This window comes from Butyrivibrio sp. VCB2001 (genome assembly GCF_000423965.1).
In the GTDB taxonomy this organism is placed as follows: domain Bacteria; phylum Bacillota; class Clostridia; order Lachnospirales; family Lachnospiraceae; genus Butyrivibrio.
In genome coordinates this window covers 131,886-144,282 of sequence record NZ_AUIZ01000005.1, presented here as the reverse complement: position 1 = coordinate 144,282, position 12,397 = coordinate 131,886, and the positions used below count along the sequence as shown (strand labels likewise).

Annotated in this window: 10 protein-coding genes; all 10 read left to right on the top strand. The window is 44.9% G+C overall.

All coding sequences use genetic code 11. From position 1 onward, the window contains the following. Positions 1-6: 6 nt before the first annotated feature. The 10 genes from G589_RS0107720 to G589_RS19250 all read left to right on the top strand — a co-directional run bounded on the left by G589_RS0107720 (position 7) and on the right by G589_RS19250 (position 12,383). Positions 7-867, top strand: a complete 861-nt coding sequence (locus tag G589_RS0107720; protein WP_026521705.1) for a glycoside hydrolase family 43 protein — start codon at positions 7-9, stop codon at positions 865-867. After that, on the top strand, positions 864-1,727 hold the full coding sequence (locus G589_RS0107715; RefSeq protein ID WP_026521704.1) for a helix-turn-helix domain-containing protein: 864 nt from the start codon (positions 864-866) through the stop codon (positions 1,725-1,727). The genes G589_RS0107720 and G589_RS0107715 overlap by 4 nt, the downstream gene beginning before the upstream one ends. A 187-nt stretch (positions 1,728-1,914) precedes the next feature. Further along, positions 1,915-3,324, top strand: a complete 1,410-nt coding sequence (locus G589_RS0107710; protein WP_026521703.1) for an ABC transporter substrate-binding protein — start codon at positions 1,915-1,917, stop codon at positions 3,322-3,324. Between the two features lie 77 nt (positions 3,325-3,401). Then, positions 3,402-4,322: a carbohydrate ABC transporter permease gene (locus G589_RS0107705; protein WP_026521702.1), complete on the top strand. Its 921-nt coding sequence runs from the start codon at positions 3,402-3,404 to the stop codon at positions 4,320-4,322. 14 nt (positions 4,323-4,336) lie between these two features. Next, positions 4,337-5,179, top strand: coding sequence for a carbohydrate ABC transporter permease (locus tag G589_RS0107700; RefSeq protein ID WP_035775616.1), 843 nt, complete (start codon positions 4,337-4,339; stop codon positions 5,177-5,179). A 4-nt stretch (positions 5,180-5,183) separates the two neighbouring features. Continuing rightward, complete coding sequence (locus tag G589_RS0107695) at positions 5,184-6,581, top strand: MGH1-like glycoside hydrolase domain-containing protein (protein WP_026521700.1); 1,398 nt, start codon at positions 5,184-5,186, stop codon at positions 6,579-6,581. Next, complete coding sequence (locus G589_RS19255) at positions 6,571-7,830, top strand: glycoside hydrolase family 28 protein (RefSeq protein WP_051192248.1); 1,260 nt, start codon at positions 6,571-6,573, stop codon at positions 7,828-7,830. The genes G589_RS0107695 and G589_RS19255 overlap by 11 nt, the downstream gene beginning before the upstream one ends. A 116-nt stretch (positions 7,831-7,946) precedes the next feature. Continuing rightward, the gene (locus G589_RS0107685; protein WP_026521699.1) at positions 7,947-9,602 is read left to right on the top strand and encodes a hypothetical protein; all 1,656 of its coding nucleotides are present in this window, start codon (positions 7,947-7,949) and stop codon (positions 9,600-9,602) included. A 1,200-nt stretch (positions 9,603-10,802) separates the two neighbouring features. Continuing rightward, positions 10,803-11,891: a glycosyltransferase family 52 gene (locus G589_RS0107680; protein WP_035775614.1), complete on the top strand. Its 1,089-nt coding sequence runs from the start codon at positions 10,803-10,805 to the stop codon at positions 11,889-11,891. Between the two features lie 36 nt (positions 11,892-11,927). Then, positions 11,928-12,383, top strand: a complete 456-nt coding sequence (locus G589_RS19250; protein ID WP_051192247.1) for a GNAT family N-acetyltransferase — start codon at positions 11,928-11,930, stop codon at positions 12,381-12,383. Positions 12,384-12,397: the final 14 nt, after the last annotated feature.

Here is a 12,397-nt window from a genome sequence, read left to right as displayed (position 1 = left end):
ATAGCTATGACACTTGAAGAGATAAATATAAGAGATCCATTTGTTCTGCCATATGACGGCACATATTACATGTACGGAACCAGGGCTAAGACATGCTGGGGACTGGCTGATGGCTTTGACTGCTATACCAGCAAGGACCTTAAAACATGGGATGGACCATTTGAAGTGTTCCATCGTCCTGCTGACTTCTGGGCAGATAAGAACTACTGGGCTCCGGAAGTACACATCTATAAGGGAGCGTTTTACATGTTTGCGACTTTCAACAGCGAGGCTCTTGATAAGAAGGGCACGATGATCCTGTCTTCCGATAGCCCCCTTGGACCGTTTAGAATCCACAGTGAAGGAAAGATAACACCTGATGAATGGAACTGTCTTGACGGAACATTTTATCTTTCACCAAAAGGAAAGCCCTACATGGTGTTTTCACATGAATGGATGGATGTGGGAGACGGACAGATATGTGCGGTTGAACTATCTGATGATCTAAAGCGTCCCATATCGGAGCCGAGAACTCTTTTTACTGCTTCAATGGCAAAGCCTTGGGTAAAGAGCATAGCACATAGGTTATGGAACGGCCCGGTATACGTTACAGATGGTCCGTTTATGCACAGAAAAAAGGACGGAGAACTCATTATGCTCTGGTCAACCATGGCAGAAGGCGGATATGCTGAAGGAATCGCAAGGTCAGACAACGGAGACATTGACGGAACATGGTCCGTTGACGAAAAACCTTTATTTGATAAGGACGGCGGACACGGAATGGTGTTTGAGACCTTTGAAGGAGAGCAGTATCTGGTTCTTCATCAGCCGAACGAGACTCCTTTAGAGCATCCTGTGTTCATAGGTTTTGACGAAAGAGAGATATGATGTTTAAGGAAATCTACAAGGGTGAATTTGATGGCGTTGCAGTGGGAAGAGTGTCAAGAAATCAGAACTTTACCACGCCACTTGGTTTTTATCACAATGAATATCAGATCCAGTATATATATGACGGGGAGAGATATTTCTTTTACGAAGGCGTCTGTTATCGAATGATGCCGGGAACCATCACCATCATTGACAAAGACAAGATTGCAAAGACCAATATCATTGGCGGAAACAGTCATGACAGGATGCTGATAGAGCTTAAGGAAGGGGCTATTGCACCTCTTTGCAGCCTTCTAGGAATTGATGTGAAAAAATTCTTTTCCGACCACCACGGTGTTTATCAGGTGGGAGATGATGAGTCCGTGCAGAGCGCTCTAAGGACCATTGAGGAACTTGTCACAGGCAAGAAGGATAAGCTCACAGCCGGGAAGATCAAACTGGAAATATTAAAGCTCATATTTGAGCAGAACAGCTGGGAAAAGAGAAAGCTCGGAAAGTTTACTGAAGTCGGTGTCCAGCCTCACATTGAGAAACAAAAAAGAGTTCATCAGGTGGCGGATTACATCGCTGAAAATTACGACAAAATAGGCTCGGTAACTATGCTGGCGGATCAGTTTTATATGAGTAAGCCTTATCTGTGCAGGATATTCAAGGAGGTGACCAACTTTACGATCTCTGAGTATATCAACCTGTACAGGATAGTTGCCAGTAAGCAGTATCTTATGGATGAGAGCATGAGCATGGGAGAGATTGCAAACCGCCTTGGATACGACAGTCTCACTTATTTTGAACGTGTTTTTAAAAAGCAGATGACGGTTTCTCCTCTTCAATATCGCAAGTCCATTTTGAAGGGGCAGTAAATATAGTTTGAAAATTGGTTTTGTTTTCACTTTGTTGTCAGAAGTGCCCAAAAATATTGAATATCCGGCATTGCAGTTATAAGATTTTAACAACGAAAGACGTCTTGATGTGAACCTTATAACATGAGTGAGAAGGAATTGTTGCAAATATGTTTGATTTTATGCAACAGGGACACTGGAGGGAAATATGAAGAAAAAGTTAGTAAGTGTATTATTGGCTGCAACAATGATTACATGGGTACTTGCAGGCTGTGGCAGCCAGGCAGATAGCACACAGTCATCAGATACAGAAGCAACACAGCAGACACAAGCTCCTGCTACAACAGAAGCAACTGCGGAAGCTGAAACTACCGAGGCTGCAGAAGCTACTGCAAGTGATGAGCCTATTACATTGAGAATGGCCTGGTGGGGATCACAGGACAGGCACGACAAGACAATAGCAGCAATCGAGTTATACGAGAGTCTGCATCCCAATGTAACTTTTGAATATGAGTATTATTCATTCGATGATTATTTTACAAAACTGAAAACTCTGGTTGCTTCTGATGAAGTGTGGGATGTATTCCAGCTTGGAGGCAATTTCCCGATGTATCTGGATAAGATATATCCTCTTGATGAGTTTATTGATTCGGGTGTTGTGGATGTTTCCAAGATCTCAGAGGCAAACCTTAAGACCACAAGAGAGACTGATGGAACACAGCTTGGTCTTACAAACGGTATCAATACTTACGGAATTGCTTATGATCCTGCAATGTTTGAAGAGGCAGGAGCTGAGCTTCCCACAGAAAACTGGACCTGGGAAGACTATCAGAAGGCAGCAGATACCATTACAGAGAAGCTTGGAATATTCGGTTCATCTACATTCCTTACTTCTGACTTTATTGCCGGTTGTTCAACATACATTGGACAGCAGGGTTCACTTGGTCAGTACAGCTTCTTTAATCTGGATCTTACGGGAATGGGCTTTGATGATCCTCAGATGCTTACTCCTTTCATTCAGATGAGAGCTGACATGATAAAGAAGGGATCATATCCCGATGCCGGTGCCTCAGCAGAGGTTACCAATATTGAAAATGACTTCCTGGTAACGGGCGAGGCTGCAATGACCTGGGTAGCTGTAAACCAGTTCCCGACCATATATAATGTCTGCGCAGAACAGGGAAGAGAATTAGCACTTGCCCCACTCCCAAAAGTTGCTGCCAGCGGCAACTCAGGCGCTTTGATCCAGTCCTCCCAGATGCTTTGCGTCTCTCAGGATTCAGAGCACAAAGAGGCCGCTGCAGCATTCATAAGCTGGTTTGAGAATGACGTTGACTGCAACAACATCCTTCAGGCAGAAAGAGGCATTCCTGCCAATGAAGATGTAAGAGCTGCTCTTGCTGCATCAGCAACAAAGGGACAGCAGATCATGTATGACTATGTTGACAGCGTCAGCAAGAATCCAACACCTAAGGAGTACAACGTTTTATCTCCTGATGGACAGGATCAGGTACAGGATAATTACTTGAACTATATCCAGCAGGTTGTAAGTGGCGAGATCACAGCATCAGAGGCAGCCGAGAAAACCTATGCCGATGCGCAAGCAATCTTTAATTAAATTTTGATCTTAAGATCCTGCTCGCCTAAAGCGGGCAGGATTTCTTTTTCCTAAGGAAATGAAAGGGGAGTTTTTTCATGGGAGATAGTAAGAAGGCCTGGACAACGCGCCTTGGTATGTTTATGAATAATGACAACGTTGTGGGACATGTATTTGCTGCACCGTTTATCTTCGGGTTCGTCTGTTTTTCTTTTATTCCGATCTGTATGTCTTTATACTACGCATTCACAGACTATTCGCTGGGGAGCAAAGTGGCTGTATTTGTGGGATTTAGGAATTTCCTGATGCTGTTTAAGGACGAGGTCTTTTTAAAGTCAATAAATAAGACACTTCAATATGTATTTCTGGCAGTTCCGCTGAAGCTTTCATTCGCACTGCTGGTTGCCTTTGTTCTGACAAGAAAGAGCAGGATGGTAACCTTCTACAGGTCTTTGTACTATGTGCCATCCCTTGTAGGCGGATCAGTTGCAGTAGCTCTGGTTTGGAAGCAGCTCTTTGCAAGGAAAGGTCTTTTTAACTCCGTCCTGGTGAACATGGGATTTGAGAAGATCAACTGGTTTGGAAGCGAAGCCCTGGCCATATATCCTCTTATCCTTATGGCAGTGTGGCAGTTTGGTTCATCCATGATCATCTTTGCTGCAGGGTTAAAAGAGATACCGTCAACCTATTATGAGGCTGCTCAGATCGATGGCGCCAATGGCTTTCAGAGCTTTTTCAGGATCACGCTTCCGTGCCTTTCACCCATCATTCTTTATAACCTTGTAATGCAGACCATTTCATCATTCATGACCTTCACACAGGCCTTTGTAATAACGGGAGGAGGCCCCAATAACGCAACAATGCTGTATGCTCTCAACGTATATAATCAGGCATTCAAATATAACAAAATGGGCTACGCCTGCGCCATGAGCTGGGTGATGCTGATCGTTATGAGCCTTATAACACTTGTGATTTTCAGAACGTCGAAGTTCTGGGTATTTAGCGAGTCAGAGAGCTAAGGGGGCAGCAGAACATGAGAGAAAAGAGATTAATAAGAAAAACATTGTATCATCTGCTGGTCATGCTCTTTGGATTTATCATGATATATCCGGTTTTGTGGATGATCAGCGGATCCTTCAAGGATAACTCTGAAATACTAAGGGGAACTCTAAGCCTTATTCCGGAAACCTTTAAGAGCACAAACTATCATACAGGCTGGAAGGGCTTTGGAGGAACAACCTTTTTTACATTCTTCAAAAACTCGCTGCTTGTTACAACCATAGCTACCTTTGGCACTGTACTGTCTTCATCATTGGTAGCGTACTCTTTTTCCAGAATAAAATTCAAAGGCAGAAAGCTTTGGTTTACCTTTATGCTGGCAACAATGATGCTTCCGGGGCAGGTAATAATGATTCCTCAGTACCTGATCTACTACAGACTTGGGCTCGTGCCGGGTTATGTTCCCCTGATCCTTCCTTATTTCTGCGGACAGGCATTCTTTATCTACCAGATGATGCAGTTCATGCAGGGAATACCGAGGGAGCTGGATGAAGCTGCCAAGATCGACGGCTGCAGCAAGTACGGAATATATTCCAGGATCATTCTGCCACTGTTAAAGCCTGCAATCGTTACAACGGTCATCATCCAGTTCTACTGGAAGTGGGATGACTATATGGGGCCACTCCTTTACCTATCAAGGCCTCAGTCCTACACAGCATCCATAGCGATCAAGCTCTTTGCTGATTCTGCATCTGTAACTGACTACGGAGCAATGTTTGCGATGTCTACACTGTCTCTTGTTCCGGTGTTCTTGATATTCCTGTTCTTTAACAAGTATTTGGTTGAAGGCATAGGAACCAGCGGATTGAAGGGATGAGCCTATGGATGAGACAAAGGTAGTTTTTAAGATATCTAACGGTTTAGTGCAAAAGCTCTTTGACTCCGCAGAGGAGAAATGTCTTTTAAATATTAAAGACTTTGCAGGCAGAAAGGTCCTCATAGAAGGCGGAGGCTACAACAAGGTCTGGATTGAGACGCAGCCCATGGGCGGAGCCATGTATGGGAAAAGAAATCTCGAAGTGGCCTACAATAACCAGAAAATATTTATGGATCATCAGAGGCAGGACGGAAGACTGCCCGGCAGCATAGAGTATGCGGATGGTAAGCTGATCCCTCAGTATGATAAGTTTCAGGGTTTCTGTTTTCCTTCTCCTGCCCTCGATGTTTATTACATGACGGGTAAGGATCCGCAGTACCTTGAGCAGCTTTATGAAGTGCTCAGAAAGTATGATGAATATCTTTGGAAGGTTAGGGACTCCGACAATGATGGCTGTCTTGAGAGCTGGTGCAGATTTGATACCGGCGAAGACAATGCGCTCAGGTATGGAGATGCTCCCGACTATTGGGAGAGTGATGAGCCGCCCGAGGGATACGATACTGTTCCAATAGCTTCTATGGATTTTATGAGCTTTTCCTATTCGGCTAAAGAGACTATGGCAGAAATAGCGCTCATAAAAGGGGATAAAGAGCTTTATGAGAGGCACAAAAAAGACGCTGATGATTTAAAAAGCAGGATAAGGGAAATACTGTGGAATGAAGAAAAAGGCGCCTTTTATGACAGAGATAATAAGCACAGACAGATGGATGTACTGACTCACAACAACCTCCGAATGATGTACTGGAGGAGCATGTCAGAGGAAGATGCAAAGAGGTTTGTAAAGGAGCATCTGCTTAACGAAAAGGAATTCTGGACAAAATTCCCTCTTCCATCTGTAGCTGTATCAGACCCGCTTTACAGAAATGATGAGGTTAATAACTGGAGCGGACAGGCTCAGGCGCTCACTTATCAAAGAGCAATTCCTGCGCTGGAAAACTATGAATACTATAACCTGATTCCGAAGCTTGGTAAGAAGCTCTTTGAAGCTATCGGAGAGGACTGCATTTTTGTGCAGCAGTACGACCCGGACACAATGAAGCCTTCACTTTACGGAGTTGACGGCAGACAGGATGCATATGGGCCTGCTATGCTTGCGGTCCTTGAATATATCAGCAGAATGTATGGCGTTGTCCTTATGAGGGACAAGCTTATCTGGAGCAGCATAAAAGAAGATACGGGCTACTATGAACAGCATATAGGTGGCCACGTGTACAAGCTTGAACATGTTAAAGACAAAGCTTATGCATTTATCGATGGAAAACAGATCAGCTGTTTTGAAAGAGGAACCAGGCTGGAGACTGATCTGAGCGGAAAGGAACTTTTTAGGTACAATGATCTGTAACATTTTGGATTATGGCGCGGTGTCTGACGGCGCTACTAAGTGCACACAGGCTATCCAGAGAGCGATTGATGACTGCAGCAAATCCGGCGGAAGGGTAGTCATCCCCTCGGGGCGATTTCTCTCAGGGACACTGTGCCTGAAATCAAATGTTGAGCTTCATCTTGAGCATGGAGCGGTTCTTTTGGCGAGCCTTGATGAAGCAGATACCACTGACTACTTCAGGGAAAGCGGAAGTGATAATGAGGTTGATGGATGGGAAGGAGGGTGCTTTCTCTTTGCCCTCCATGAAAAGAATATTGCCATAACGGGGACCGGGGTAATCGACGGTCAGGGCAGAAAGGTCTTTTTTGATGATGATCCCGATCATGCTGAGGAGGGAAGTCCACTTGCTGTTACGGGATTCAGACCTAGAATGAGCTACCTTGAAGATGTGGAAGGACTTGTAGTAAAGAATGTGACCTTTAAGGATTCTGCCTTCTGGACCCTTCACATGGCGGGTTGCAGAAATGTCAGGATTGAGAACATTGTTATTGAGAATAATAAAAGAGGGCCTAATACAGATGGCATTGATCCGGATTGCTGCAGGGATGTGATCATCAGAGGCTGCAGGATAACAAGCGGAGATGACAGTGTGGTCATCAAGTCCACAACTCCTATGTACAAAAAATACGGCGACTGCTGCAATATTGTTGTAAGCGATTGTATTCTTTCATCTAACTGCTCGGCAATCAAGATAGGAACCGAGACTCATGGCGATATTCATGATGTGCTCATATCAAACTGCATAGTAAGGGACTGCATCAGGGGAATAGGTATCTGGTCAAGGGATGGCGGAGATATCTACAATATCCGCATCCATCATATTCAGGGAAACACCAGGAACTTTGCTGATTCAAGGGTTAGAAAGACCGGAGTATTCAGCTGGTGGGGAAATGGTGAACCCATCGCAATTACCGCTACCATGAGGGAGAACACAGACAGGATTCCCGGAAGGGTGCATGATATTTCAATGGAGCAGATATATTTGAGCTGTGAAGGGCCTGTGATGATGCTCGGGGAAGAGTACTCCCCGATTGAGAGAGTAACTGTCACGGAGTCGGAATTTCTTTTACCTGATCCTGATGAAAACAGGGAAAGAGAAATTGATGAACGTCCTTCTGTAAGGGGGAGATATCATAAGGCGGCAGGCCCTACTTATCTGCGTTGTACCAAAGATGTAACAATAGATGCAAGGTTTGAAAAATCCTAAAAAGACTATTAAATGTGCTGTGTGATAAATCTGTGATACTTCCTGGAGTAGTATCATTTTAGTTGATGACAATGCCCACAAGGGGCACCTAAGAGAGAAGAGGAGACAGATTTATTATGAAGAGAAGAATTGCACTTTTAATGGTTGGTGTTATGTTTGGACTTACAGCTTGCGGAACACAGCAGGTAGCAGAAGCACCTACAGAGCAGGCACAGGAGACTGAGGCAGCTACTGAAGTTGCAGAACAGGCTCCTGAAACTGAAGAGTTTTCTGAGTCTGGCGAAGACATTACTTATGTTGAGGACATGGTTCTTTCAACAGATCTTTATTCGATAACAATGCCCGAGGAGTTCAAAGGCAAATTCCTTGCATACATTAACGGTAATGAGATCAGCTTTTTTGACAAGGCAAGCAACGAAGCAGGCTTTGGAGGATATGCATTTTCCGTAGTTGCGGATGTAGACAAGAACTATATTGCAGGCGGAATGTACACCAAGGTTGGCGAGATCATGACTTCAGACGGACAGTACGTAGATGTATTAAAGGGCTATCCATCAGATGTACAGTGGGATTACGTAACATATCCCGATATGGAATCAGCCGAGGATTACAACAAGCTTTATCTGGCAACTGACAGCATCATTGAATCCATTGAAGCAAAAGAAGGATGCTACTACATGTACGGCGCAGGCATCAAGGGTGAGGACCTGTACTTCACAACACTTGATTCATTTGTTCAGGCCTGCAAAGAGGGCTGGGATGCAGCCAAATTTGAGGAAAATGGTCTTAGTCCAGAGTATGGCGCACTCATTCAGAATGAGGGTGAGAAGGCTCTTAATAAGATCGGCTATGCTTACAAGGATATCTCAAGCGACGGTGTTGATGAGCTCCTCATCGGTGTTATCGGAGATAGCAGCGAGCCTACCATGGTATACGACATCTACACCATGGTAAACAGAGAGCCGGCACACGTTATCAGCGGAACTTCAAGAAACAAATGCTATGCTCTTGAGTACGGCGGATTTGCAAATGTTTCTTCCAGCGGTGCAAATGAAAACGAAGTAGCTTTATATGAGATCGAACCCGGCACAACAAATCTTATGCAGCAGTTCACACTTAAGTATGACGGCTACGAAGATGAGAAGAATCCCTGGTTTGTAAGCTACGATGACGGTGCAACCTGGGAGAGCATGACCGAGGAAGATTACACAGACAGACTTAAGATGACTGAGGAGAGATATTTAAATCTCGACCTTAAGCCCGTCTCAGACCTTATTCCTATCGATTATTCAAAGGTTGATCTTAGTAAGTACGCAACCTTCACCAAGATGATCGATGACTTCAAGCCCGGCATGGGATATGCAAATGAACCTGTCGGAGATACAGATGTATTCTTCGTTTCAAGCGCATGCTACAACGGAGAGAACGACACCAGGAATGCCATCGATTCATCACTGTTTGTATATGATAATGATTCTATCGTAATGATTGGCCAGGTAGCTTCAATCGGAACAGCTTATCCTGTTACACTCAATGACGGCTACATTTACGTTGGCGGACATCACGAAGTTTTCAAGTACACAGTCAAGGACAATAAGCTCGTTGTCGCTGAGGAAGCTTCCGAAGTCTTCGACACCAACGGTAACGCAACCTACTACTACGCAAAAGACGGAGCAGAGTCTCAGGAAGTTAAGGACGACTCTAATCTTACCAGAATCTTCGACGAGTACTTCTCCGGCAAGCCCGTAGAATACTCAGTCGTACAGGATTAATGAGTCACCGGGGACGTTTCAGATTGACTCATTTTGAGTCACTGGGGACGTTTCAAATTGACTCACATGTTTCTGATTCCTATATATTATGCTTGAATAAAAGGTGTTTGCTCATGGCATAGAGCAAGCACCTTTTTAGCTTTGTTACTGTAATTCGACAAGTCAAGGGGACGGTTCTGTTGACTTGCTACACGAGGAGGTAAGGGAACGGTTCCAGAGTCAAGGGGCGGTTCTAGTGACTCGAGGTGCGAGTGGTGACGGGCGTTAGGGAATACAAGCCCGCCGCCATGGGATTGTAGCTCAAATAAATACCGGACCCAAGGGATGCCCGGGCGCCAAAGGGCGGCGCCCAGCGTACTGTCCCTTGACTCCGGTATTTATATGAGCGGTCGGTCACTAAGGCGGACCGGTAAAGTAGGATTTGGTCAGCCGAATGTTTAGGCGATTGCCGGGAACAGAGATTCATCACAAAAGATCTGTGGCATGGTAGTTGTGATGTCGAAGAAGTTTCATTCACCAAATTTTCTACATATATCAGAAAAAGTGCCCTTTGGGTTTAGAAAATATTAGAGTCAAAAAATGGAGATGATCATTTTTTCTACATATATGAAAAAAAGTACCTCGTGGGCATAGAATTTGACTGAACTGTTTCTATATATATGACAAAAACTTGGTTATGGGCATAGAAAATTTGCAGTTCAAAAATTTAGGAGGCAAAATCTTTCTACATATAGCCGAAAAAGTGCTCAATGGGTATAGAAAATGGGACGATATGTTGAAGTAAGCCGCCTTGGCGACTCAAAATGAGTCAAAGAGAACCGTCCCCGCTGACTCCCCAGCTGCTCATAGATCAGGAGCCAGAGGTAATAAACCAGCCACCCTGCCTTAGGCAGGGCTTGTCCTTGATGCACATAAATCAGAATGCTAAGCTGAGAAAGCCGATGGTGATGCTAATCAGCTGCTCATGAGTCTATCGCCGTCGGTGATGAAAAGTCAGCATTCTGACTTATGGGTGTCAAGGATGGCGTACTAAGCCAATACGTGACATAAGTTCACCAATGAGTCAATAGAACCGTCCCCCCATGACTTAGTCCCCATGACTTAAAGAGAACTGTCCCCGGTGACTCAAAATGAGACAAAGTGAAACGTCCCCAGTGACTCATCTTTTTTATTTTGCGCAATTAGAATATAATTGTTGATATGAGTAAAAGAGATAACACAAGAATTTACATATGCCACACCTACTACCACGCCTACATCGCAGTGGTAAAAGAGCTGGTGAAAAGACATGACTCAAGCGCCAAGGCGGACATCATGCTCAGCACCATGTCCAATGACTTTGGTAAGCTAAAAGAGCGCCTCGAGAGAGCAAGAGTCTTTGATAAGGTCTTCATGTTTGATGAGAAGGAAGATGTGACCAGCGAAGAAGTCATGAGCTACCACAGAGACAAGGGCAACATTGTTGCCAATCTCCTTCAGAGGATCACTTACACCAAGCTTCTTGGCAAGCTCCAGGAACCACACATTCCGACAGACCTCTCGGCCTACAGCGACGTGTACGTGTTCTGCGATTCGGACCCCATCGGCTACTACTTAAATTACAAGAAGATCCGCTATCATGCCATTGAGGATGGACTGAATTCCGGAAGGCTTGATGATCAAGCCCGCAACGCCAACAGAGGAGCATGGCCACTTAAGCGCGCCATGGCAGCTCTGGGTCTTATATTTATCGAGAGCGGATACAGCAGATACTGCATTGACTATGAAGTCAACGACATCAGCGCCAATCACTCACTTCCGCCAAACGTAGTGGAGGAGCCCCGAGAAGAGCTTGATAAAAAGCTTACCCCTGAGGACCACAAAGTCCTGGTGGATATCTTCCTTGAGAACAAGGACAGTGTAGTATCACAGCTCATTGGAGATGGCAGCGATACTCGCCCTCAGGTAATGATCCTTACCGAGCCTCTTTGCGAGATGGATGTCCGCAAGAAGCTCTTTGGCGACATCATTGATGAGTACAAGGAGGGCAACCGCGTTATCATCAAGCCCCATCCCAGGGATGTCCTTGACTATGAAAAAGAGTTCCCTGACACCGTTGTCATCAGAGACAAGTTCCCCATGGAAGTTCTTGGCGACATCGAGGGCTTTAAGGTTGATAAGGTGATCTCCGTCATCACTCAGATGGAGAATGTTTATTTTGCAAAAGAGATTGTCTATCTTGGCCTGGATTTCCTTGATAAATACGAGGATCCCTCCATTCACAGAAAGACAGAAAATCTCGACAAGTAACTCGGGGCAGCACTGCTGCCCAAAAGGAAAAATAAAATGGCATTGTTTTTACGTAATGCGACAATTGAAGATGCGCAGGATGTCTTTAACTGGAGAAATGACCCTGATACCCGCGCAAACTCTTTTAACAAGGACGAGATCGACCTTGAAAGCCACATGCTATGGTTCGGAAAGCGCCTTGGCCGGGAGAACACTCTTATGTATATCCTCATGAACGGCAACAAAAAGGCCGGTAACATCAGGATAGACATAGAGGGAACCACCGGCGAGATCAGCTACATGATAGCTCCCGAAGCCCGCGGAAAGGGCTATGGTAAAAAGATCCTTGCCCTTCTCGAAAAGACCCTTGCAGAAACAGAGGCAGGAGAGCGGATAACAAGGCTCAAAGGCAGCGTCCTTAAGGGCAACAAAGCTTCCTGCAAGTGCTTTATTGCAAACGGCTATACCCAGTCAGAGGAAGAAGATTCCTACTGCTTCACAAAAGAAATTTGAGGTGACAGACAACT